Source organism: Pseudomonas sp. 5P_5.1_Bac1, assembly GCF_025466015.1.
Taxonomy (GTDB): domain Bacteria; phylum Pseudomonadota; class Gammaproteobacteria; order Pseudomonadales; family Pseudomonadaceae; genus Aquipseudomonas.
On record NZ_JANLNX010000009.1, the window covers coordinates 1 to 22652 of the forward strand.

Annotated in this window: 21 protein-coding genes; 8 read left to right on the forward strand and 13 right to left on the reverse strand. The window is 63.6% G+C overall.

Annotated features, from left to right (window positions below):
• Window positions 1-139: 139 nt before the first annotated feature.
• From NTD82_RS01860 to NTD82_RS01875, 4 genes are all read right to left on the reverse strand, one after another.
• The gene (locus tag NTD82_RS01860; protein ID WP_262127560.1) at window positions 140-1723 is read right to left on the reverse strand and encodes an aldehyde dehydrogenase (NADP(+)); all 1584 of its coding nucleotides are present in this window, start codon (window positions 1721-1723) and stop codon (window positions 140-142) included.
• Between the two features lie 36 nt (window positions 1724-1759).
• Window positions 1760-3313, reverse strand: a complete 1554-nt coding sequence (gene garD, locus NTD82_RS01865; protein ID WP_262127561.1) for a galactarate dehydratase — start codon at window positions 3311-3313, stop codon at window positions 1760-1762.
• 131 nt (window positions 3314-3444) lie between these two features.
• Window positions 3445-4356, reverse strand: coding sequence for a 5-dehydro-4-deoxyglucarate dehydratase (gene kdgD, locus NTD82_RS01870; RefSeq protein ID WP_095156904.1), 912 nt, complete (start codon window positions 4354-4356; stop codon window positions 3445-3447).
• A gap of 297 nt (window positions 4357-4653) precedes the next feature.
• Window positions 4654-5208 (reverse strand): RrF2 family transcriptional regulator, encoded by a 555-nt coding sequence (locus NTD82_RS01875; RefSeq protein ID WP_262127562.1) that lies wholly within the window; start codon window positions 5206-5208, stop codon window positions 4654-4656.
• A 246-nt stretch (window positions 5209-5454) separates the two neighbouring features.
• On the opposite strand from NTD82_RS01875, the gene NTD82_RS01880 reads away from it, so the two are divergent.
• On the forward strand, window positions 5455-6657 hold the full coding sequence (locus NTD82_RS01880) for an NAD(P)/FAD-dependent oxidoreductase (protein ID WP_262127563.1): 1203 nt from the start codon (window positions 5455-5457) through the stop codon (window positions 6655-6657).
• Between the two features lie 49 nt (window positions 6658-6706).
• Here the strand turns inward: NTD82_RS01880 and NTD82_RS01885 are convergent, their stop codons facing one another.
• Entirely contained in the window at window positions 6707-7330 is a 624-nt protein-coding gene (locus NTD82_RS01885) for a hypothetical protein (RefSeq protein WP_262127564.1), read from the reverse strand.
• 334 nt (window positions 7331-7664) lie between these two features.
• On the opposite strand from NTD82_RS01885, the gene NTD82_RS01890 reads away from it, so the two are divergent.
• Both NTD82_RS01890 and NTD82_RS01895 read left to right on the forward strand, forming a co-directional pair.
• Window positions 7665-8531, forward strand: a complete 867-nt coding sequence (locus NTD82_RS01890; protein WP_262127565.1) for a hypothetical protein — start codon at window positions 7665-7667, stop codon at window positions 8529-8531.
• The gene (locus NTD82_RS01895) at window positions 8528-9250 is read left to right on the forward strand and encodes a TylF/MycF/NovP-related O-methyltransferase (protein WP_095156909.1); all 723 of its coding nucleotides are present in this window, start codon (window positions 8528-8530) and stop codon (window positions 9248-9250) included. Before NTD82_RS01890 ends, NTD82_RS01895 begins: the two co-directional genes overlap by 4 nt.
• A gap of 134 nt (window positions 9251-9384) precedes the next feature.
• On the opposite strand, the gene lpdA is transcribed toward NTD82_RS01895, so the two are convergent.
• The 4 genes from lpdA to NTD82_RS01915 are packed head-to-tail and all read right to left on the reverse strand — an operon-like array spanning window position 9385 to window position 14352.
• Window positions 9385-10773 carry a dihydrolipoyl dehydrogenase gene (lpdA, locus tag NTD82_RS01900; protein ID WP_262127567.1) on the reverse strand — a complete coding sequence of 463 codons (1389 nt, stop codon included), beginning with the start codon at window positions 10771-10773 and terminating at the stop codon, window positions 9385-9387.
• Between the two features lie 2 nt (window positions 10774-10775).
• Window positions 10776-12059 carry a dihydrolipoamide acetyltransferase family protein gene (locus NTD82_RS01905; protein WP_262127569.1) on the reverse strand — a complete coding sequence of 428 codons (1284 nt, stop codon included), beginning with the start codon at window positions 12057-12059 and terminating at the stop codon, window positions 10776-10778.
• The gene (locus tag NTD82_RS01910) at window positions 12060-13118 is read right to left on the reverse strand and encodes an alpha-ketoacid dehydrogenase subunit beta (RefSeq protein WP_262127570.1); all 1059 of its coding nucleotides are present in this window, start codon (window positions 13116-13118) and stop codon (window positions 12060-12062) included.
• A gap of 1 nt (window position 13119) precedes the next feature.
• Window positions 13120-14352: a 3-methyl-2-oxobutanoate dehydrogenase (2-methylpropanoyl-transferring) subunit alpha gene (locus tag NTD82_RS01915; RefSeq protein WP_262127571.1), complete on the reverse strand. Its 1233-nt coding sequence runs from the start codon at window positions 14350-14352 to the stop codon at window positions 13120-13122.
• A gap of 199 nt (window positions 14353-14551) precedes the next feature.
• Here NTD82_RS01915 and bkdR point away from each other — a divergent pair, with 199 nt between their 5' ends.
• From bkdR to NTD82_RS01930, 3 genes are all read left to right on the forward strand, one after another.
• Complete coding sequence (bkdR, locus tag NTD82_RS01920; protein WP_095156914.1) at window positions 14552-15043, forward strand: Bkd operon transcriptional regulator BkdR; 492 nt, start codon at window positions 14552-14554, stop codon at window positions 15041-15043.
• 252 nt (window positions 15044-15295) lie between these two features.
• On the forward strand, window positions 15296-16537 hold the full coding sequence (locus NTD82_RS01925) for a glutamine synthetase family protein (RefSeq protein WP_177454444.1): 1242 nt from the start codon (window positions 15296-15298) through the stop codon (window positions 16535-16537).
• Between the two features lie 160 nt (window positions 16538-16697).
• A complete protein-coding gene (locus NTD82_RS01930; RefSeq protein WP_262127572.1) occupies window positions 16698-18026 on the forward strand; it encodes an MFS transporter in 1329 nt (442 codons plus the stop codon).
• Window positions 18027-18066: 40 nt separating this feature from the next.
• On the opposite strand, the gene NTD82_RS01935 is transcribed toward NTD82_RS01930, so the two are convergent.
• From NTD82_RS01935 to flgA, 4 genes are all read right to left on the reverse strand, one after another.
• On the reverse strand, window positions 18067-18810 hold the full coding sequence (locus NTD82_RS01935; protein WP_262127574.1) for a flagellar brake protein: 744 nt from the start codon (window positions 18808-18810) through the stop codon (window positions 18067-18069).
• 75 nt (window positions 18811-18885) lie between these two features.
• The gene (locus NTD82_RS01940; protein ID WP_095156918.1) at window positions 18886-19353 is read right to left on the reverse strand and encodes a flagella synthesis protein FlgN; all 468 of its coding nucleotides are present in this window, start codon (window positions 19351-19353) and stop codon (window positions 18886-18888) included.
• Window positions 19354-19401: 48 nt separating this feature from the next.
• Window positions 19402-19719, reverse strand: coding sequence for a flagellar biosynthesis anti-sigma factor FlgM (gene flgM, locus NTD82_RS01945; RefSeq protein WP_095156919.1), 318 nt, complete (start codon window positions 19717-19719; stop codon window positions 19402-19404).
• 180 nt (window positions 19720-19899) lie between these two features.
• Entirely contained in the window at window positions 19900-20652 is a 753-nt protein-coding gene (gene flgA / locus NTD82_RS01950) for a flagellar basal body P-ring formation chaperone FlgA (RefSeq protein ID WP_095156920.1), read from the reverse strand.
• A gap of 67 nt (window positions 20653-20719) precedes the next feature.
• Between flgA and NTD82_RS01955 the strand changes: the two genes are divergently transcribed.
• Together NTD82_RS01955 and cheR are read left to right on the forward strand one after the other, a co-directional pair.
• The gene (locus tag NTD82_RS01955; protein WP_095156921.1) at window positions 20720-21649 is read left to right on the forward strand and encodes a chemotaxis protein CheV; all 930 of its coding nucleotides are present in this window, start codon (window positions 20720-20722) and stop codon (window positions 21647-21649) included.
• Window positions 21650-21704: 55 nt separating this feature from the next.
• Window positions 21705-22532: a protein-glutamate O-methyltransferase CheR gene (gene cheR / locus NTD82_RS01960; RefSeq protein ID WP_095156922.1), complete on the forward strand. Its 828-nt coding sequence runs from the start codon at window positions 21705-21707 to the stop codon at window positions 22530-22532.
• The last annotated feature ends 120 nt before the right edge of the window (window positions 22533-22652 follow it).

Sequence of the window (22652 nt, forward strand, 5' to 3'; positions counted from 1 at the left end):
GAACCTTGTGGGAGCCGGTCTTGCCGGCGATGAGGCCGGCAGCTACAGCCTGATTGCCAGGCTTGACCTCATCGCTGGCAAGCCAGCTCCCACAGGATCGATGCCATCTTCGATTTTGAAAAAAGCTAAAGCCTGAGCTTCACCCAATCCCCCCCTCAGACCACTCCCCATTCACCAACCGCCGAATCCCCAGCGGATTGCTATCGCGCAGCGCCGCTGGCAGCAGGGCCTGTGGATAATTCTGGTAGCACACCGGACGCAGGAACCGGTCGATGGCCAACGTGCCCACCGAAGTGCCGCGGGCGTCCGACGTCGCCGGATAAGGCCCGCCATGCACCATGGCATCGCACACCTCGACGCCGGTCGGATAACCATTCACCAGAATCCGCCCAACCTTCTGCTCCAGCAGCGGCACCAGGTGCTGATGCGCATGTAGGTCCTCCGGCTCGCCGATCAGCGTCGCGGTCAACTGTCCACGCAACCCACGCAACGCCTCGATCAACTGCGCATCATCCGCCGCCTCGACGACAATGGTGGTCGGGCCGAACACTTCTTCCTGCAGCAACTCATCGCCTTCGAGCAACAGCGACACGTCCGCCTTGAACAATTGCGGCCGGGCCTGGTTGCCGTGTTGCGGCTGGCCGGCCAGGTGGGTGACACGCGGGTGTCCGTGCAGGTGCTCGAGGCCCTTGGCGTAGCTGCGCAGGCCGCCGGCATTGAGCAGGGTCTGCGGCCCTTGGGCGGCCATCTGTTCCTGCAACTGCTCGATGAAGGCGCTGAACGCCAGCGAGCTGACACCGATCACCAGTCCCGGGTTTGTGCAGAACTGGCCGCCGCCCAGCACCACCGACGCGCTCAATTCGCGGGCGATGGTTTCGCCGCGCACCGCCAGCGCTTCGGGCAGGACGATCACCGGGTTGATGCTGCTCATCTCGGCGAACACCGGGATCGGTTGCGGGCGCTCGGCGGCCATCTTGCACAGGGCGTTGCCGCCCGACAGCGAGCCGGTGAAGCCGACCGCCTGGATGCCCGGATGACGCACCAGTTGCTCGCCCACGCCAGCACCGAAAATCATGTTGAACACGCCCTTGGGCATGCCGCTGCGCTCGGCGGCGCGGACGATGGCGCAGCCCACCAGGTCGGCGGTGGCCATGTGGCCGCTGTGCGCCTTGAACACCACCGGGCAACCGGCGGCGAGGGCGGCGGCGGTATCGCCACCGGCGGTGGAGAAGGCCAGCGGGAAGTTGCTCGCGCCGAACACCGCCACCGGGCCGACGCCGATGCGCATCTGGCGAATGTCCACACGCGGCAGCGGCGTGCGTTGCGGCAGCGGCAGGTCGATGCGCGCACCGAGGAAATCGCCGCGGCGCAGCACCTGGGCGAACAGACGCATCTGCCCGCTGGTGCGGCCGCGTTCGCCTTGGATGCGGCCGGCGGGGAGGGCGGTTTCGCGGCAGACCAGGGCGACGAAATCGTCACCCAACTGGTCCAGTTCTTCGGCAATCGCGTCGAGGAACAACGCACGCCGTTCCGGGCTCGACTGCCGGAACTCGACGAAGGCCGCTTCAGCGGCTTCGACCGCGGCATCCACTTCCGCCGGGGTGGCCTGGTGGAAGCTGTAGGGCAGGGCTTCGCCCGTCGTCGCGTCGACGCTGTGCAAGGTGACGTTGCCGGCGGCGCTGCGGCTGCCGCCGATGAAGTTGTGACCGAGAACGCTGGGCATCATGGATCTCCAGGAAGGATGAGGACAGGCACCGATTCAGGTGACCGGTGCCGGGTTGAACAGGGTGATGTGGTTGTGCAAGCGGTGTTGCTCGGCCCAGGTGCGCTGGTGGCCGCTGGCGACATCGAGGTAGTAGCGGAACAGTTCCCAGCCCAGCGACTCGATGCTCGCCTGGCCGCTGGCGATACGCCCGGCGTCGAGGTCGATCAGGTCCGGCCAGCGCTGCGCCAGTTCGCTGCGGGTGGAGACTTTCACCACCGGCGCCATCGCCAGGCCGTAGGGTGTGCCACGGCCGGTGGTGAAGACGTGCAGGTTCATGCCGGCGGCCAGTTGCAGGGTGCCGCAGATGAAGTCGCTGGCCGGCGTGGCGCAGAACACCAGGCCTTTGCCGCTGACCCGTTCGCCGGGGCCGATGACGCCGCTGATGGCGCTGCTGCCGGATTTGACGATGGAGCCCAGGGACTTCTCGACGATATTCGACAGCCCGCCTTTCTTGTTGCCCGGCGTGGTGTTGGCGCTGCGGTCGGCGGCGCCGCGTTGCAGGTAGTGGTCGTACCAGTCCATTTCCCGCACCAGCGCTTCGGCCACCGCCGGAGTGCTTGCGCGAGAGGTGAGCATGTAGATGGCGTCGCGCACTTCGGTCACTTCCGAGAACATCACTGTGGCCCCGGCGCGGATCAGCAGGTCGCTGGCAAAGCCCAGCACCGGGTTGGCGGTGATGCCGGAAAAGGCGTCGCTGCCGCCGCACTGCATGCCGAGGATCAGTTCGCTGGCGGGGACGGTTTCGCGTCGACGCCGGTCGAGTTTTTTCAGGCGGGTTTCGGCCAGGGCCATGATCTGCTCGATCATCTCGCCGAAGCCCAGTTGTGCGTCCTGCAAGCGATATAGCCAGGGTTCGCGCAGGTCCACCGAGGCGTCGTTCTCGTGCATCACCTGATCGGCCTGGAGCTTTTCACAGCCGAGGCTGATGACCAGTGCTTCGCCGCCGAGGTTGGGGTTGCGCGCCAGATTGCGCACGGTGCGGATCGGGATATAGGCATCGCGGGCGTTGATCGCCACGCCGCAGCCGTAGCTGTGGGTCAGGGCGATCACGTCGTCGACATGGGGATAGCGCGGCAGCAGTTCGGCGCGGATGCGCGCCACCGCATGTTCCAGCACCCCGGCCACGCACTGCACGGTGGTGGTGATGCCGAGGATATTGCGTGTGCCCACGGTGCCGTCGGCGTTGCGGTAGCCCTCGAAGCTGTAGCCGTCGAGGGGCGGCAGCGGCGCGGGGATGGCATCGGCCATTGGCAGGCTGTCCAGCGGCGGCGCCTCGGGCATCGCCAGCTGGGTTTCCCGCACCCAACTGCCGCGGGGCAAATCCTCCAGCGCATAGCCGATGACCTGGCCGTAGCGCCGGACCGCCTCGCCGCGGGGGATATCGGTGAGCGCGACCTTGTGGCTTTGCGGCACGTTCTCCACCAGGGTCAGGCCGTCGCTGAAACGGCTGCCGGTCGCGAGGCCCTGGTCGTTGACCACCACCACGACATTGTCGTCGGCGTGCAGGCGGACATAGCGCGGTGAGTCGGAATGTTCGATCAACTGCATGGGTTGGCCCTTGTCGTTATTGTCAGCCGGCGGGTTCGGGCCGCGGCGCGTCCTGACGTGACGCGCGGCAGCCCGCGGACAATGCCTGTGCCGCCAGCTCGCGCACGCAGGCGCGGCCGGGCGGCAAACCCTTACTGAGCGCCTTGCTTGTGCATCAGCGCGGCGAGCATTTCGTACTCTTCGCCGGTCAGGTCGGTCAGTGGCGTGCGCACCGGGCCTGCGTCGTAGCCGGCGATGCGCGCGCCGGCCTTGACGATGCTCACCGCGTAGCCGGACTTGCGGTTACGGATGTCCAGGTACGGCAGGAAGAAGTCGTCGATCAGCTTGCCGACGGCGGCGTGATCGTCACGGGCGACGGCGTGGTAGAAGTCCATGGCGGTCTTCGGCACGAAGTTGAACACCGCCGAGGAATACACCGGCACGCCCAGGGCTTTGTAGGCCGCGGCATAGACTTCAGCGGTCGGCAGGCCGCCGAGGTAGCTGAAACGATCGCCCAGGCGGCGACGGATCGACACCATCAGCTCGATATCGCCCAGGCCATCCTTGTAGCCGATCAGGTTCGGGCAGCGCTCGGCCAGGCGTTCCAGGTGGCTGGCGTTGAGGCGGCAGACGTTGCGGTTGTAGACCACCACGCCGATGTTCACCGACTTGCACACCGCTTCGACATGGTCGGCGACGCCGTCCTGGCTGGCTTCGGTCAGGTAGTGCGGCAGCAGCAGCAGGCCCTTGGCGCCGAGGCGCTCGGCTTCCTGTGCGTATTCGATGGCCTGGCGGGTCGAGCCGCCGACACCGGCGAGGATCGGCACCGAGCCAGCGCAGGTGTCTACCGCAGTCTTGATCACTTCGCTGTATTCACTGGCGGCCAGGGAGAAGAACTCACCGGTGCCGCCCGCGGCGAACAGCGCGCTGGCGCCGTACGGGGCCAGCCATTCCAGGCGCTTGATGTAGCCGGCGCGGTGGAAGTCGCCCTGGGCGTCGAAGTCGGTAACCGGGAAAGACAGCAGTCCGTGGGACAGGATGGATTTCAGTTCTTGTGGAGTCATTGTTTGAAAACCTTGGGTCGGGTGAGTGGTTGTGTGGCTGAACAGTTGTCTTACGTTATCGTACAACTTGTCGGGTGGCTAGGGCGTAATGAGGAATTTTTGTCGGGGAGTGACGGGGAAGGGAGGGGGTTTTAGCGGTGAAAGCTAGGCAGGATAAGGCTTTAGGCGATTTTAAATGGGGTGATGTTGTCGTATGACAAATGACGTTTCGAGAGGGGTGGCCTGCTTGGCAGGCCTTCGCGACGGCTCTGGACAATGTAGGAGCGAGCTTGCTCGCGAGAACGCGCCGCGACTACTTCATGGTGATACATCCACCAGCGGAATCTGCCCGCCTTCCGGCGCCGCCTTTTTCTCCCGCCGCCCGCTCATCCAGTCGCCGACCTGCGCACCGAACCCGGCAGGGGCCTTGCGCCCGACCTTGCGCGCGAGGTCGAGTACGGTCTGCTGGGCCAGCGCTTCTTCCATGCGTTTCTGCGCGGTGATCATCGCCGCGTGAACCGCGCAAGGCCCCTCGGTCGCCCACTCAGGCGGCTCGCCGTCGAACAGCGCGCAGCGGCCACGGATCTCGCGGCAATCGAAGATCAGCCTGCGCCCGTCGATCGCATTGACGATGTCCAGCAGGGTGATTTCGTCGGCGGGGCGGGCCAGGCGGAAACCACCGCGCACGCCTTCGGTGGCCGCCACCAGCTTGCCCTTGGCCAGCTTGGTGAAAATCTTCGCCAGGTAGTCCAGCGGCACGCCTTGCAGTTCGGCGAGATCACGCACGCTGGCCTCGCGGCTCTCGCCGCCGTCACCGACCAGGAATATCAGGCAGTGAATGCCGTATTCGACACCCGCGCTGTAAAGCGACATCACGTTATCTCCGACTGAACTGGTCGCAAATGTTACCAGCCTCTGTGGCTGCCGAGCAAAGCCGGCGGTCACCTTCCGTCTGCCCGAAAATTTTTCAGAGCGCCTATAGCCGCTGATTATGTGGCTTCAAGGCGGTTTCCATGGCGCAACCTGGCGGCTGGCGACGAGTGGCGACTTGTTTTTATTAACTACGACCAATAAAGTCGTAGTTGTGAATTCGAACCCTTCTACAAGCGGAGCAGAACAATGCAACAGCACATCCTGATTCTCGGTGCCGGCTTTGGTGGACTGTGGAGCGCCCTGAGCGCCACGCGCCTGCTGGACATCCATGGCCGCACGAACGTTGCCGTGAGTGTCCTCGCACCCCAGGCCGAACTGCGTATCCGCCCGCGTTTCTATGAAGCGGATGTCGCCCGCACCGTGGCGCCGCTGGGCGCGTTGTTCGACGCGGTGGGTGTGCGTTTCATCCAGGGCGCCGCGCAGCGCATCGATGTGGCCGGCAAGCGCGTCGAGTACCGGGATGCCCACGGCAATACGGCGGTCAGTCACTACGACAAGCTGGTATTGGCCACCGGTAGCGTGCTGGCCCGACCGGACCTGGCGGGTGTGGCCGAGCATGCGTTCGATGTCGATCAACTCGAAGAAGCGCTGCGCCTGGAAACGCACCTGAAGTCACTGGCGCAACGCCCGGCTTCGGCGGCGCGCAATACCGTGGTGGTCGCCGGTGGCGGCTTCACCGGTATCGAGACCGCGGCCGAAATGCCGGCCCGCCTGCGTGCGGTGCTGGGCGAGGACGCCGAGGTGAACGTGATCATCGTTGACCGTGGCGAGGCCATTGGCGCTTCGATGGGCAACGAAATCGCCGGCTCGATCGCCGAGGCCAGTGCCGAGTTGGGTGTGCAGTGGCGCTTGAAGTCGTCGGTGGAGGCTGTGGATGCCGAGGGCGTGACCTTGTCGGACGGCCAGCGCATCGAGGCCAGCACCGTGATCTGGACCACCGGCGTCCGGGCCAGTGACCTGACCGCGCAGATTCCCGGCGAGCGTGATCGCCAAGGCCGGCTGCATGTGGATGGCACCTTGAAGGTGGTGGGACAGGCCGATATCTATGCCGCCGGCGATACCGCTTATGCGGCCAGCGATGACCTAGGCAACCATGCGCTGATGACCTGCCAGCACGCCATTCCACTGGGTCGCCATGCCGGCAACAACGTCGCGGCTGACCTGCTGGGCGTAGCGCCGGTCACCTACAGCCAGCCCAAGTACGTCACCTGCCTGGACCTCGGCGCCTGGGGCGCGGTGTTCACCGAAGGCTGGGAGCGCGAAGTGAAACTGGTGAAGGAGGAGGGCAAGCAGCTCAAGACCCAGATCAACACCGTGTGGATCTATCCGCCGGTGGCGGAGCGGGCGGTGGCATTGGCGGCGGCGGATCCTTTGATTCCGATTGCTTGAGAGGGGCCATCGCTGGCAAGCGGCGTTCCGCTCGCCAGCGATGGAACTGTCACCTATTCAACGGATCCTCCCGATCCTCCTTCTCCTTGCGCGCCTGCGCCGGATCCGCCGCGTCCTGCGGTCGTTCGCTCAGTGACGCGCTCAGGTTCTGCGCCGCCATCGCCGCCTGCATCTGCGGTTCTGCCTGGCCCATGGACTTCAGCTCGGTTTCATCCTTGATGCGCTGGGCGATCGCCAGGTCGATCTTCTCTTTCTTCTCCGGCGGCAACGCCTCGTAGTCGTCCTCGGTCAGCCCCAGCTCGTTGAGCAGCTTCAGGCGGATTTTCTCGGCCGGCGACAGGGCCATGTAATCGCGAAACTCCTGGGCGGCGCTGCTGCTCGTGGTGCTGGCGCCGGACGCCGTTACGCCCGTGGATTCGTCAGACTCGCTGGACCCCGAGTTCTGCAGGACCACCTTGAGTTTGGCGAAGGCCTCGTCCTGGGCATCCTGAGCGTCCTGGTACGTCGAGTTCGAAGCGCTGCCGGAGGCGGTCGCGCTGCTGACCGTGGAAACCGCCGACGCGGTGGCCGTTTCCGACTGGTAAGCTTGCGCGTCGGCGCCGGGGACGGCAGCGAGGGTGCGGTGCTGGCTCACCGCGATGTTCTGCCAGCCATGGCCATTGATGATGCTCACGGGATCATTCTCCTTGGAGTGGGACACTGGATCAGGCGCGATATCGCAATTGCTGTGCCAGCCCGGCGGATCCCCGCAACACGGGGCTTGCAGCCGTACGGTGCGGTTGTACGGCGGAAGACGTTTGCCGCTTGCGGCAAGTCTTGTACCGCCGGGCGGCATTAAAGTTTGCGCACCCGGTGCCGATCCAAAGAGCACTACATCCGGGCCACGACCCGGACCCCCATGGGGTTGAAGTTCCCTGCCGGACAGGCAGAGTGACGTCGCCTTGCGTCCACTTCAATTCATGGCCCGCCCTGAGTGGCGGGCATTGGTCTTTATGAGGAAGAGGCGTATGAATCTTTACATCAACCAGTTGCAGAAGAAGCCGGCATTCCGCGAGCGCGTCTACGCGGGCGACATCTTCCTCGATACCAACCTGCGCAGCGCCCACGAACTGTGTGCGCTGGCCCGGCACAGCATCACTGAAGCCTTCGACGGCGAGCTCGATCACCTGTCGCTGCACAAGAAGATGTCGGTGGAAACCTTCGTCGAGCACGTCACCCGGCTCAAGCGCAAATTCACCAATGGCCCGCAGGCCAAGGCGCTGATCCGCGACTACATCCTTGAAATCGGTGCCGACCCGAGCGACTACATCTTCGACGTGCCACGGGTGCGCGTGGTGCCGAACTACGACTACCTGCACGCCGGCGTCAGCTACGCCTATAAGGCGCACCGCGACACCTGGTACGGCAGCGTCGATTGCCAGTTGAACACCTGGATGCCGATCTACAGCATCGAGCCCGAGCAGACCATGATGATCAACCCGGCCTATTTCACCAAGCCGGTGCAAAACTCCTCGCACACCTGGAGCCTGACCGACTGGATCAACAACCAGCGCCTGAAGGCCAAGGACAACATCACCGAGGAAGCGCGGGTACACCCGGTGCCGCTGGAAGGAATCGACAACAGCGCGGAAATCCGCGTTGCCGCCAACAGCGGCGAGATGCTGATGTTCTCCGGCTCGCACCTGCACGGCACCGTGGCCAACCACACCGACAGGATCCGCTTCAGCGTGGACTTCCGCCTGATCCACCTGCAGGACCTGATTCAGAAGCGCGGCGCGCCGAACGTCGACAACGGCTGTTTCGACGTCGAGGCCGGCTTCAAAGACCTTTTCCATGCCAGCGACTTTTCGCAATTCCAGGGAGTTAACCCATGACCAAGCGTCGCCTGACTGCTGCCGAGGTCGAGTACAACGAAAAGCGCGCCAGCGTGCTGAGCCGCGTCGATGCCCAATACGTGGCTGACGCCCCCTTCGTGTTCGCCAACCGCATCGCGGTGACCGCGGCCCTGTCACGCATCGAGCTGTTCAAGATGGTCCAGGACATTCCTGGCGCCATCGTCGAATGCGGCGTCTACAAGGGCAATTCGTTGATGCTGTACATGCAGTTGTCGATGATTCTCGAGCCGTATGCGATCAACCGTTCGATCATCGGCTTCGACACCTTCCAGGGCTTTGCCAGCATCGACCAGAAGGAAGACCCGGCCGACATCAACGAGAGCATGTTCTCCGACACCGACGAGACCCTGATCCAGGACATGATCGACGCCAACGACCTGGTTCGCCCGGTCAACCGCATCCCGCGTTGCGAGATCGTCAAGGGCGACATCCTTGAAACCGTGCCGGCCTTCGTCAAGACCCGCCCGGACCTGGTGGTGGCGATGCTGATCCTCGACACTGACCTGTATTCGTCGACCAAGGTCGCGCTGGAAACCTTCCTGCCGTACATGCCGAAAGGCGCCATCGTGGTGCTGGACGAAGTTGCCTACCGCAACTTCCCTGGCGAAACCGCCGCACTGCGCGATGTGCTGGACCTGAACAAGGTCGAGCTGAAGCGCCTGCCGTTCGATTCCTCGGTGGGTTACTTCCGCGTCTGATCTATTCCAGATCAAATAAGTCGGGGCCGCTGTGCGGCCCTTCGCGGGTAAACCCGCTCCTACAGAGACCTGTGGAAGCGAGCTTGCTCGCGAAGGGCCGCACAGCGGCCCCGGCTTTTTCAAGCAAACGCCGATCAGATATGCAACGCGTGCCCCAACGCCCGTAACGCCGCTTCCTGCACCGCCTCACCCAGCGTCGGATGCGCATGAATGGTCCCCGCCACATCTTCCAGTCGCGCGCCCATCTCCAGCGACTGGGCGAACGCCGTGGACAGCTCCGACACGCCAACCCCCACCGCCTGCCAACCGACGATCAAGTGATTGTCGCGGCGCGCCACCACGCGCACGAAGCCGCTCTTCGACTCAAGGGTCATGGCCCGGCCATTGGCGGCGAACGGGAATTGCGCCACCAGACAGTCGAGCCCTTCGTCCTTCGCCGCGTCCGGGGTCTTGCCGGCCACCACCAGCTCCGGATCGGTGAAGCACACCGCGGCAATCGCGGTCGGGGTGAAGGCGCGTTGCTTGCCGGCGATCAGCTCGGCAACCATCTCGCCCTGAGCCATGGCGCGGTGCGCCAGCATCGGCTCGCCGGTCAGATCGCCGATGGCCCAGACGTTGCGCATGCTGGTCTGGCAGCGCGTGTCGATGGCGATGGCGGCGCCGTTCATCTTCAGCGCCAGGGCTTCGAGGTTGAAGCCCTGGCTGCGTGGACGACGGCCCACCGCCACCAGCACCTGATCGGTTTCCAGCGAGAGTTCCGCGCCGTCCGGCGTGCGCACCCGCAGGCGTTTTTCGGCGGCGTCGAAGCCTTCGACGCTGTGCCCCAGGTACAGCTTCACGCCGAGTTTCTTCAGCGACTCGGCCACCGGCTGGGTCAGTTCGGCGTCATAGGTCGGCAGGACGCGCTCGCGCGCCTCCACCACGCTGACCTCGACCCCGAGCTTGCGGTAGACGATACCCAGCTCCAGGCCGATATAACCGCCGCCCACCACCGCCAGGCGCTTGGGCAACTGGCTCGGTGACAGGGCTTCGGTGGACGAGATCACCGCGCCGCCCAGCGGCAGCATCGGCAGTTCGACGCTACTGGAGCCGGTCGCCAGCAACAGGTGCTCGCACTGGATGCGCAGGTCCTGGCCGTCGATTTCGACCTGCTTGCCATCGATGATCTTGGCCCATCCGTGGATCACCTTCACGTCGTTCTTTTTCAGCAGCGCGGCGACGCCGCTGGTCAGCCGGTCGACGATGCCGTTTTTCCAGGCGACGCTCTGGCCGATGTCCAGCGTCGGCGGCTGGACCTTGATGCCCAGGCTCGAATGCTCGCTGTGCTGTTGGGTCTGGTGAAACTGCTCGGCGACGTGGATCAGTGCCTTGGACGGGATGCAGCCGATGTTCAGGCAGGTGCCGCCCAGCGCCTGGCCTTCCACCAGTACCGTGGGAATGCCCAGTTGCCCGGCGCGGATCGCCGCGATGTAGCCGCCGGGGCCGCCGCCAATGATCAGCAGCGTGGTATTGAGGGTCTGCATGGTCACTCCACAAACAGGCTGGCGGGTTGTTCGAGCAGGCCGCGGATGGCCTGGATGAAGAGCGCGGCGTCCATGCCGTCGACCACCCGGTGATCGAACGAGCTGGAGAGGTTCATCATCTTGCGGATCACGATCTGGCCGTTGACCACCATCGGCCGCTCGACGATGCGGTTGACGCCGACGATCGCCACTTCCGGGGTGTTGACCACCGGCGTGCTGACAATCCCGCCGAGGGCGCCGAGGCTGGTCAGGGTGATGGTCGAGCCGCTCAGTTCCTCGCGGCTGGCCTTGTTGTTGCGGGCCGCGTTGGCCAGGCGGACGATCTCGCTGGCGTTGTCCCACAGGCTGCCGGCTTCGGCATGGCGCACCACCGGCACCATCAGGCCGTTGTCGCCCTGGGTGGCGATGCCCACATGCACCGCGCCGTGACGGGTGATGACCTGGCCTTCATCGTCGTAGGTCGCGTTGATCTGCGGGAACTCGCGCAGGGCCACCACCATGGCCCGGACCAGGAACGGCAGCAGGGTCAGCTTGCCGCGGCTGTCGCCCCATTTCTTGTTCAGGTGCACGCGCAGCTCTTCGAGCGCGGTGACGTCGATTTCCTCGACATAGCTGAAATGCGCGACGCGGCGCTTGGCGTCCTGCATGCGCTGGGCAATCTTGCGGCGCAGGCCGATCACCGGAATCTGCTCGCTGTCCTCGCGCTTGGCGTAGCCGCCCGGTGCCGCCTGGCCGTGGGTCGGCTGGGTGAGGAAGGCGTCGAGGTCTTCGTGGAGGATGCGCCCGGCCGGGCCGCTGCCGTGCACATAGCGCAATTCGATGCCGGCGTCCCAGGCGCGCTTGCGCACGGCCGGGGAAGCCAGCGGACGTTCATTGGCCGCACGCGGCACGATCGCCGCTTCGGGCGCGCTGCTGCGGGCCGGGCTGGCGGCTGCGACAGGCGCGGCGGTCACGGCTGCCGGCGTCTCAACCGGCGCGACGGGTTTTGCCTCGGGGGCCGCGACTGCCGCCGGTTTGCCGGCGCTTTCCTGATGGTTGCCGGCGCCTTCCACTTCAATGCGGATCAGCTCGCTGCCGACCGCCATGACTTCGCCGGGCTGGCCGCCGAGGGCCAGGACCTTGCCGGTGACCGGCGAAGGGATTTCGACCGTGGCCTTGTCGGTCATGACATCGGCGACGATCTGGTCTTCGGTGACGGTATCGCCGACCTTGACGAACCATTCCACCAGCTCAACCTGTGCGATGCCTTCGCCAATGTCCGGCATCTTGATGACGTGCGTGCCCATTCAGACCTCCATGACCCGTTTCAATGCCGCGCCAACCCGCGAAGGACCGGGGAAGTACGCCCACTCCTGTGCATGCGGGTAGGGGGTGTCCCAGCCGGTGACGCGTTCGATCGGCGCCTCCAGGTGGTGGAAGCAATGTTCCTGCACCAGCGCCACCAGTTCGGCGCCAAAGCCGCAGGTGCGGGTGGCTTCATGGACGACCACGCAGCGGCCGGTCTTCTTCACCGACTCGACGATGGTGTCCAGGTCCAGCGGCCACAGGCTGCGCAGGTCAATGACTTCGGCATCGACACCGGTTTCCTCGGCGGCAACCTGGGACACATAGACGGTGGTGCCATAGGTCAGCACGGTGACGTCGTTGCCGGGGCGGGTGATCGCCGCCTTGTCCAGCGGCACGCTGTAGTAGCCGTCTGGCACGGCGCTGGCGGGGTGTTTCGACCACGGCGTTACCGGGCGGTCGTGGTGGCCGTCGAACGGGCCGTTATACAGGCGCTTGGGTTCGAGGAAGATCACCGGGTCGTCGTTCTCGATCGAAGCAATCAACAGCCCCTTGGCGTCGTAGGGGTTGGACGGCATCACGGTGCGCAGGCCGCAGACCTGGGTGAACATCGCTTCCGGGCTCTGGCTGTGGGTCTGGCCGCCATAAATACCGCCGCCGCAAGGCATGCGCAGGGTCAGCGGAGACACGAACTCGCCGGCCGAGCGATAACGCAAGCGGGCCATCTCCGAAACGATCTGGTCGGAGGCGGGGTAGAAATAGTCGGCGAACTGGATTTCCACCACCGGACGCAGGCCATAGGCGCCCATGCCCACGGCGGTGCCGACGATGCCGCTTTCCGAGATCGGCGCATCGAATACCCGCGATTTGCCGTACTTGGTCTGCAGGCCCTCGGTGCAGCGGAATACCCCGCCGAAGTAGCCGACGTCCTGGCCGTAGATGACCACGTTGTCGTCGCGCTCGAGCATGATGTCCATGGCCGAGCGCAGGGCCTGGATCATGGTCATGGTGGTAGTCGCCATGGCGGTTTCCAACTGGATTGAAGTGTTGTGATCGTTCATCTCAGATCCCCAGTTCCTGGCGCTGCCGGCGCAGGTGCTCCGGCATTTCCTTGTAGACGTCCTCGAACATCGAGGCGGGGCTCGGCATCTGCCCACCGGCGAGGGTGCCGTACTGCTCGGCTTCCTTCTGCGCTTTGATGATTTCGGCTTCCAGTTCGGCGGTGACCGCCTGGTGCTCCTCTTCGGACCACTGGCCGGCGGCAATCAGGTGCTGCTTGAGACGGGCAATCGGGTCGCCCAGCGGGAAGTGGCTCCAGTCGTCGGCCGGACGGTACTTGGACGGATCGTCCGAGGTGGAGTGCGGGCCGGCGCGGTAAGTGACCCACTCGATCAGGGTCGGGCCATGGCCACGGCGGGCGCGTTCGGCGGCCCAGCGCGAGGCGGCGTAGACCGCGATGAAGTCGTTGCCGTCGACCCGCAGCGAAGCGATGCCGCAACCGACGCCGCGACCGGCGAAGGTGGTCGCCTCACCGCCAGCGATGGCCTGGAAGGTGGAGATCGCCCACTGGTTGTTGACCACGTTGAGGATCACCGGTGCCCGGTAGACGTGGGCGAAGGTGAGGGCGGTGTGGAAGTCGGATTCGGCGGTGGCGCCGTCGCCGATCCAGGCCGAGGCGATCTTGGTATCGCCCTTGATGGCCGAGGCCATGGCCCAGCCGACAGCCTGGACGAACTGGGTGGCGAGGTTGCCGCTGATGGTGAAGAAGCCGGCCTCGCGCACCGAATACATGATCGGCAACTGGCGACCCTTGAGCGGGTCGCGCTCGTTGGACAGCAACTGGCAGATCATCTCCACCAGCGACACGTCGCGGGCCATCAGGATGCTTTGCTGGCGGTAGGTCGGGAAGCACATGTCAGTGCGGTTCAGCGCTGCCGCCTGGGCACTGCCGATGGCTTCCTCGCCGAGGCTCTGCATGTAGAAGGACATCTTCTTCTGACGCTGGGCAACCACCATGCGGCTGTCGAACAGCCGGGTTTTCATCATGGTGCGCATGCCGCGGCGCAGCACCTGCGGGTCGATGTCTTCGGCCCACGGGCCGAGGGCATTGCCTTTGTCATCGAGCACGCGGATCAGGCTGTAGGCCAGGTCGGCGGTATCGGCAGGTTCGACGTCGATAGCGGGTTTACGGACCTGGCCGGCATCGGCCAGGCGCAGGTAGGAAAAGTCGGTCTGGCAGCCTGGCCGGCCTGTAGGCTCGGGCACATGCAGACGCAGGGGGGCGTACTCGTTCATGCTTTTTTACGCTCGCTCTGTCTTGTGTTTTTGTTGAGCTTTGAAGCGGTCGCTACTGATTCCGGCTTGTGACCAGAGAGTCAGTCTTGGCTACATGATATTCCGCCCCCGGAAGAATATTTTTCTGATGTTGGTTGCCTTTGCCACGGCGCGCGGATAAATATTCTGCAAAACAACAATCGGCAGGGTAATTATTCTCATGCGGAAACTGGATCGGACCGACATCGGCATTCTCAACAGCCTTCAGGAAAATGCCCGCATCACCAACGCCGAGCTGGCGCGCTCGGTGAACCTCTCGCCCACGCCGTGTTTCAACCGGGTCAAGGCGCTGGAGGAGTCGGGGGTGATTCGCCAGCAAGTGACCCTCCTGGCCCCGGAAGTGCTGGGGCTGGATGTGAACGTGTTTATCCATGTCAGCCTGGAAAAACAGGTGGAGCAGTCGCTGCACCGCTTCGAGGAAGAAATCGCCGAGCGCCCGGAAGTGATGGAGTGCTACCTGATGACCGGCGACCCGGACTATCTGTTGCGGGTATTGCTGCCGAGCATTCAGGCGCTGGAGCGGTTTCTCGATTACCTGACCCGGCTGCCGGGCGTGGCCAATATCCGTTCAAGCTTTGCCCTCAAGCAGGTGCGCTACAAGACGGCGCTGCCGTTGCCGGCGAATGGGTTGACGTTGCGCGAGGCTCGCTAGGTTTCTGACGGGAGCCAGCAGCGATCAGTCTCTGGGGAGTGTAGAAAATCACGATCAATTGGCCACTTATATGCTTGATATTTTTAACAGTGGCTGAGTATGTTGTGGGGGTCGCCGTTTCCGGCATGCGAAAACAACAAGGATAGAGTCATGACGACCAATGACCAGCGCTCCCTGGCCGAGCGTTTGACGGGCATTGATGAAATCGAATGCGTCACGCCAGACCTCAACGGCGTACCGCGCGGCAAAGTGATGACTGCCGAGGGTTTCCTCGAAGGCCGGCGCCTGCAATTGGCCCGCGGCGTGTTGTTGCAATGCATCATGGGCGGCTACCCGCCGGCCCGCTTCTACGGCAGTGATGACGGTGACCTGGCGCTGGTCGCCGATCCGACGCAGATCCATCTGTTGCCCTGGAGCGATCAACCCCGCGCCCTGGCCATCTGCGACGCCAGCGAACTGACTGGCGAAGGTTCCGGCCTGTCGACCCGCTGCCAGCTCAAGGCGGTGATCGCCCGCTACGCCGCCCTCGGCCTGGCGCCGGTGGTGGCCACCGAACTGGAGTTTTTCGTCTTCGCGCCCAACGCCGACCCCACTCAGCCATTCCAGCCACCTGTTGGCCTGGACCGACGCCGCGAGGACGGTCACTCGGCCTTCAGCGTCAGTTCCAACAACGGCCTGCGGCCGTTCTTCCAGGAGGTCTACCGCTGCATGGCGGCGCTCGGGCTGCCGCGCGATACCTTCATGCACGAAATGGGCGTGAGCCAGTTCGAGATCAACCTGCTGCACGGTGATCCGTTGTTGCTGGCTGACCAGACCTTCCTGTTCAAGCACCTGCTCAAGGAAGTCGCGCTCAAGCACGGGCTGACGGTGGTGTGCATGGCCAAGCCGCTGGCGAAAACCCCGGGCAGCTCGATGCACATCCACCAGAGCGTGGTGCACATCGACAGCGGCAAAAATGCCTTCAGCGATGCCGACGGCAAGCCGACCGATGCGTTCTACCACTTCATCGGCGGCCAGCAGGCCTGTCTGGCGGACTTCACCGCGCTGTTCGCGCCCAACGTCAACTCCTACCAGCGTCTGTGCCACCCTTATGCGTCGCCGAACAACGCCTGCTGGTCCGAGGACAACCGTGCTGCAGGTCTGCGGATTCCGGCCAGTTCGCCAGTGGCTCGGCGGGTCGAGAATCGCCTGCCTGGTGCCGATGCCAACCCGTACCTGGCGATCGCCGCCAGCCTCGCCGCCGGCCTGCACGGCATCGAGCAGCGTCTGCAACCGGCGCCGGCGATCCAGGGCGAGTTCGAGGTGCCGGACAACCTGTCGCTGCCATGCACCCTGCATGCGGCGCTCGACCGGCTCAAGCGCAGCGATCTGGCGCGCGAGCTGTTCGGCAAGGAGTTCATCGAGGGCTACCACGCCACCAAGACCCTGGAGCTGACCAGCTTCTTCGATGAAATCACCCCGTGGGAGCGTCGTGTGCTGGCCGCCCAGGCCTGACCGAACGCAGGCTGCGCTAGAGCCACCCACTAGAAGAGGCCGATCCCGGTAACGTGATCGGCCTCTTGTTTTTTTCTCCGAGCCCGAGCCTGTGGCGGGAATAATCACTTATGCTTTCACGCAGTTTTTCCATCTGCTCAAGAGGCCGTTCGGGACGCTGATGCGCACTATCTGGAAGTCTTTTCGCGCGTTGTACTTCGCCGCTTTGATGATGTTGATCGGTTCCGGTCTGTTGAGTACGTACCTGGCCCTGCGCCTGAGTGCCGACCATGTGGACAGTCTCTGGGTCGGTGCGCTGATGGCGGCCAACTATTTCGGCCTGGCCCTTGGCGGCAAGATCGGCCACCGGCTGATCGCCCGGGTCGGCCATATCCGCGCCTACGCCACCTGTGCGGGGATCGTCGGCGCGGCGGTGCTCGGTCATGGCCTGGTCAGCTGGCTGCCGGCCTGGCTGTTTTTACGGGTCATCGTCGGCCTCGGCATGATGTGCCAGTACATGGTCATCGAGAGCTGGCTGAACGAGCAGGCCGACGCCAAGCAGCGCGGCGCGGTGTTCAGCGGCTATATGATCGCCTCCTATCTCGGCCTGGTGCTGGGCCAGTTGATCCTGGTGGCGCACCCGCAACTGGGCCTCGAACTGCTGATGCTGGTCGCCATGTGCTTCGCCCTGTGCCTGGTGCCGGTGGCGTTGACTCGGCGCATCCACCCGGCGCCATTGCGGCCGGCGGCCATGGAGCCGCGGTTCTTCATCAAGCGCGTACCGCAGTCCCTGAGCACGGTGCTGGGTTCGGGGCTGATCGTCGGGTCCTTTTATGGTCTGGCGCCGTTGTATGCCTCGCGGCAGGGCCTGAGCACCGAGCAAGTGGGTCTGTTCATGGGCTGCTGCATTTTTGCTGGCCTGTTGGTGCAGTGGCCGTTGGGCTGGCTGTCCGACCGCTATGATCGGGCGGTGCTGATCCGCAGTGTCGCGGTGGGCCTGGCGGTGGCTTCGTTGCCGCTTGCCGTGTTGCCCGAGGTGCCGATGGTGGTGCTGTTCGTCGCCGGGTTCGTGGTGTCGCTGTTGCAGTTTTGCCTGTACCCGCTGGCCGTGGCGTTCTCCAACGACCATGTGGAGAGCGAGCGGCGCGTGTCGCTGACCGCCATGCTGTTGGTCACCTACGGTGTCGGTGCGAGCATCGGGCCGCTGGCCGCGGGTGTGCTGATGAAGGTCTTCGGCGAGCAGATGCTCTACGCTTTCTTCACCTTCTTTGCGCTGGTGCTGGTCTGGCGGATTCGGCCCAAGGCGGTTACCGGGCTGCATCAGGTCGATGATGCGCCGCTGTCCCACGTGGCCATGCCAGCCGCCAGCTCACCGCTTGCCGCGGCCTTGGACCCGCGCGTGACCGAGCAGGTGGTGCAGGATCAGATGCAGACGCCCGTCGCGGCCGAGGATACCGAGGAAGAAGAGGGAGAGGCCGGCAAGGAAGGGCAAGAACAGAAGCCGGTGTGATCCAGGAAGGCTGGGACCGCATCGCGGTCCCAAGGGGTACTCAGTAGTCGTCTTTGTCGAAACGGCGAGCTTCGCGCTGCAGTTGATAGACGAAACTTTCGATCTTGCGTTGCATCTGGCCGGTGACGTTGTGGAAGCGGATACCGGCGAAGGTGGCGCCCAGGCGCTCTTCGAAATGCAGGTGGCGCAGTTCGACCGACATGTTGCTCAGGCCCAGCGGGCTGCCCGCAGCGAATTTCTCGTAGACCTGACCCAATTGCAGACGCTCTTCGATGTTGCCTTCGAAGCGCAGCTTGCAGCCGGTGGCGGAAACGTCCAGCAGCTTGCCGCGAATGGCGCCAGCGCCTTTGAGCTTCTCGCCGTCGAGAACAACGTCCACCAGTTGCGACAGCTTCAACGCGGCGCGGAAGGCGTTGCGGCGCTGGTGATAGGTCACTTCGGTGGGCAGGGCGCCGCGGTAGAAGCGGGCATTATCGGCAGTCACGACCGTCAGTGGCTCGTTGCACTCCCAGGCGATCCGTACGCCGTCATGGAAACCTTCGACCCGGAAGGGTTCGCCGTTTTCCAGGAAACGCTCGCCGTCGCGAGGAATCATTTCGTCCAGGGACAGGACGTTGTTGTCGCGGTCGACGTCGACCACGTAACTCTGGAAACGCTGACTGCGCTCATGGAAGGTAATGATCAGCGGATCATGGCTCTCTTGCAGCATCCGCAAGTTGGCGGCAATTTCCAAAGGCGTGGTGAAGACCTTCGGAGGCTGCGGAGCTTCTACGTCATTGAACACGGTTGATGAATCTCCAGGCAAAAACGACACACGCAGCCAGCATTCTGCCAGCATGTGTTGTGCCTTGATAGAGGGTCACGCCTGGCTGAGCGCACGAGGCTTGGCAAGTGGCGAGGTAGAGCCCCGGCTGTCGTAGAGCGAAGGGGCTTCACCGCCCATGAGGATTCTGATCTGGTTGGCCGTGGTGGCCTGCTGCAAAACGATGGATTGACCGTTACGTTCGTTGATGGTCTTGCATTCGTTGAGCAGATTGCCCAGCACATCGAGTTGCTGCAGCAATTGCGCACCCAGGTGCGATTGGCTGGCCAGTTTCTCGACGCCGGTGCGGTCTGGGGGCAGGCCCAGACTGGTGAGCAGTTCACTGCGCCGACGTCCCTGCTGATCAAGTAGCACTACCAGCGATTGCTTGTAGGCCAGGATATTTTCCAGCACCGGCATGTCCCGGCCGTGCAGGGCGACGTATTCGTCCTGCAGGAGCTGGAGCAGTTGTTGTGCCGGGCCGATATCGTCTTCGATCAGTTGCAGCAGGGTAGTGTCGTGCATGGCTGGCTCTTGGAGTCGTAGCGTCCTTGAAGTCAGCGCGCCAGAGGGCTAGCGCTGAGCTTCGAAATTAAGCAGTTTGCTGGCGACACGGTTGGCGTCGACCTGGTAGCTACCGTCGGCGATCGCCTGTTTCAACGCGGCCACACGGTCGCTGTTGACGATAGGCTGGTCGCGCAGCTTGTCGCTGACCTGTTGCAACTGCTGTGCCTCGTGGCTGAGGTGTACCGTTTCCCCGCTCTGGGCGGTGCTGGCAACTGCTTCGGACTGGCCTGCGCGGTTGCTGGCGGCGCTTTCCTGGCTATTGCCGGTGCGCAGGCCGCCCGTCACTGACGGGGAATTATTCAAACGACTGAAGTCGATGACCATGATCAGAAAACCTCTGGGAATTTGGACGCTTGCCCTTTTTTCGGCCGACCCGAAAAAAACTTTAGGCGCGAATGAATGATCCTTCGCGGCAGGTCCATCAGCCCGTACTGGGACACAGTTTAGGAAATGCAGTCCCTGATCGCCAGCTTTCATCAGCCGTGCGTGCGATGCGGCACAAGGTCACATGGCAACCTCCACCTGGCCGGGACCGGTTACCCTGGCCTTCACCACGCGCTTGGAGTTGAGGTTGCGCACGCGAATTTGCTCGCTTATGCCGCCTTTGGTCAAGGCTTCGCCGGGCATGCGCACGCTCAACGTGCCGCTGCGGGCGGTGATCACAACATGGTCACCCTTGCGGATCACCTCGGCCTGTTCCAGGTGAACCGGGGTGATGACCTGGTCGATGACCATTGGTCGGATAACTTTCTGTCCCAGTGCCTGGTCGAGGCTGGCGAGGAAACCCTGGCCAAGCAGGCCGACGTCGCGCTCACGCAGGGCGATGTCCTCTTCGCTGACCACGGCTTCGCGCTTGAGCGGACGGGTGACCACCACCACGTCGCGGTACAGCTTGACCTGGGCGGGAACGAACACCGTCCATGGCGAGCTGCCATCACAGCGCACCCGCACGGTTACCCGGCCCAGCGGCTGCGCCGGACTTTCCAGGTTGGCGCCCAGTTGTTCACTGCACAACGGCATGCGCAGGCGCGGGTCGAGGTTGTTGACCTGGATCTCGTAGCGGCCCTCGGTCTGGCTCTTTTCCAAATAGTCTTCAACAGTGAATTCAAGAAACCCCTGGGTGACACCGATAAGCTGTTCAGGCAAGGTGAAGGCGTCAGCCAGAGTTCGAGCGCCGGGAGTCAACAAGCACAGCGCAGCAAGGAAGCCGGGCAGATGGCGGTGCAGGCGTCGGAAAAATGTCGTTTTCGTTTTCATACAGTTAAAAAAGCAAGGCGCGTGCCGATCCGGTGCGCTGCCCCGAGCTTCGGTTGAGGAGTCTGGCATGGCTGGTGTTATGGATTCGGTGAACCAGCGCACGCAACTGGTTGGTCAGAATCGTCTTGAACTGCTGCTGTTTCGCCTTAATGGCAATCAGTTGTACGGGATCAACGTCTTCAAGGTCCGGGAAGTGCTGCAATGCCCGAGCCTGACGCTTCTGCCCAAATCCAGCCGGGTTGTGCGCGGTGTTGCGAATATTCGTGGGGCGACCATCCCGATCCTGGATCTGGCGATGGCGACCGGCTTGCCCGGTCTGAATGAAGATTCGAGCAAGAGTTTCGTCATCATTACCGAGTACAACACCAAGACCCAAGGGTTCCTGGTGCATTCGGTCGAACGCATCGTCAACATGAACTGGGAAGAGATCCATCCGCCACCCAAGGGAACCGGCCGCGATCACTACCTCACGGCGGTGACCCGGGTCGACAACAAGATGGTCGAGATCATCGACGTCGAGAAGATCCTTGCCGAAGTGGCGCCAAGTTCCGAATCGGTGTCTTCCGGGGTGGTCGATGCCGATGTACAGAGCAAGGCGGTGTCGCTGCGGGTGCTCACCGTCGACGACTCGTCGGTGGCGCGCAAGCAGGTGAGTCGCTGCCTGCAGACCGTCGGCGTCGAGGTGGTCGCGCTCAACGACGGGCGTCAGGCGCTGGACTACCTGCGCAAGATGGTCGACGAGGGCAAGCGTCCGGAAGAAGAATTCCTGATGATGATTTCCGACATCGAGATGCCGGAGATGGACGGTTACACGCTGACCGCGGAAATCCGCAACGACCCGCGCATGCAAAAACTGCACATCATCCTGCATACTTCGCTGTCTGGTGTTTTCAACCAGGCGATGGTCAAGAAGGTCGGTGCAGACGACTTCCTCGCCAAGTTCAGGCCCGACGACCTGGCTCAGCGCGTGGTTGACCGGATCAAGGCCACACACTAATAACGGCCAGGGGTCGCGGCCCCTGGTGTTGCACATGATTTAAGAGGCGGCACCATTGTCTACGGGTAATTTGGATTTCGAGCAGTTCCGGGTCTTCCTGGAAAAAGCCTGTGGCATCCTGCTGGGCGAAAATAAGCAGTACCTGGTTTCCAGCCGTCTCAACAAGCTGATGGAACAGCAGGGCATCAAGACGCTGACCGAACTGGTCCAGCGTATTCAGAACCAGCCGCGCAGCGGTTTGCGCGAGCAGGTGGTTGATGCCATGACCACCAACGAAACGCTCTGGTTTCGCGATACCTATCCCTTTGAAGTGCTGAAGAACAAGGTGTTGCCGGAGTTGGTCCGCAACAACCCGGGCCAGCGCCTGCGCATCTGGTCGGCGGCCTGCTCGTCCGGTCAGGAGCCGTATTCGATTTCCATGACCCTCGACGAGTTCGAGCGCGGCAACCTCGGCCAAATGAAAGCGGGCGCGCAGATTGTGGCGACCGATCTTTCCGGTGCGATGCTGGCCAACTGCAAGACCGGCGAGTACGACAGCCTGGCGATCGCGCGCGGCCTGTCTCAGGAACGCCTGCAACGCTATTTCGATCCCAAGGGCGCAGGCCGCTTTGCGATCAAGGCGCCGATCCGCAGCCGCGTGGAGTTCCGTTCCTTCAACCTGCTCGACAGCTACGCTGCGCTGGGCAAGTTCGACGTGGTGTTCTGCCGCAACGTGCTCATCTACTTCTCGGCCCAGGTCAAGAAAGACATCCTGACCCGCATCCACGCAACGCTGAAGCCGGGTGGCTACCTGTTCCTCGGCGCCTCCGAGGCGCTGAACGGCCTGCCGGACCATTACCAGATGGTCCAGTGCAGCCCGGGGATCATCTACCAGGCCAAGTAAGCGGGATTGGCGGTTGCTGTTCTGAGCCGCACCAAATGAAAAGCCCCCGGTCTCGCGACCGGGGGCTTTTTCATTTCAACTGACCGCAACCGGCATCAGAAGTCGTAACGAACCTTGGCA

Coding starts and splice junctions, on each gene's coding strand:
- lpdA (WP_262127567.1), bottom strand. CDS start 10,773: ATGCAGACCCTCAATACCACGCTGCTGATCATTGGCGGCGGCCCCGGC.
- kdgD (WP_095156904.1), bottom strand. CDS start 4,356: ATGACTCCACAAGAACTGAAATCCATCCTGTCCCACGGACTGCTGTCT.
- NTD82_RS01875 (WP_262127562.1), bottom strand. CDS start 5,208: ATGTCGCTTTACAGCGCGGGTGTCGAATACGGCATTCACTGCCTGATA.
- flgA (WP_095156920.1), bottom strand. CDS start 20,652: ATGAAAACGAAAACGACATTTTTCCGACGCCTGCACCGCCATCTGCCC.
- bkdR (WP_095156914.1), top strand. CDS start 14,552: ATGCGGAAACTGGATCGGACCGACATCGGCATTCTCAACAGCCTTCAG.
- NTD82_RS01910 (WP_262127570.1), bottom strand. CDS start 13,118: ATGAACGATCACAACACTTCAATCCAGTTGGAAACCGCCATGGCGACT.
- NTD82_RS01890 (WP_262127565.1), top strand. CDS start 7,665: ATGAATCTTTACATCAACCAGTTGCAGAAGAAGCCGGCATTCCGCGAG.
- garD (WP_262127561.1), bottom strand. CDS start 3,313: ATGCAGTTGATCGAACATTCCGACTCACCGCGCTATGTCCGCCTGCAC.
- NTD82_RS01895 (WP_095156909.1), top strand. CDS start 8,528: ATGACCAAGCGTCGCCTGACTGCTGCCGAGGTCGAGTACAACGAAAAG.
- NTD82_RS01915 (WP_262127571.1), bottom strand. CDS start 14,352: ATGAACGAGTACGCCCCCCTGCGTCTGCATGTGCCCGAGCCTACAGGC.
- NTD82_RS01930 (WP_262127572.1), top strand. CDS start 16,698: ATGCGCACTATCTGGAAGTCTTTTCGCGCGTTGTACTTCGCCGCTTTG.
- NTD82_RS01955 (WP_095156921.1), top strand. CDS start 20,720: ATGGCTGGTGTTATGGATTCGGTGAACCAGCGCACGCAACTGGTTGGT.
- NTD82_RS01860 (WP_262127560.1), bottom strand. CDS start 1,723: ATGCCCAGCGTTCTCGGTCACAACTTCATCGGCGGCAGCCGCAGCGCC.
- NTD82_RS01880 (WP_262127563.1), top strand. CDS start 5,455: ATGCAACAGCACATCCTGATTCTCGGTGCCGGCTTTGGTGGACTGTGG.
- NTD82_RS01925 (WP_177454444.1), top strand. CDS start 15,296: ATGACTGCCGAGGGTTTCCTCGAAGGCCGGCGCCTGCAATTGGCCCGC.
- flgM (WP_095156919.1), bottom strand. CDS start 19,719: ATGGTCATCGACTTCAGTCGTTTGAATAATTCCCCGTCAGTGACGGGC.
- NTD82_RS01905 (WP_262127569.1), bottom strand. CDS start 12,059: ATGGGCACGCACGTCATCAAGATGCCGGACATTGGCGAAGGCATCGCA.
- NTD82_RS01940 (WP_095156918.1), bottom strand. CDS start 19,353: ATGCACGACACTACCCTGCTGCAACTGATCGAAGACGATATCGGCCCG.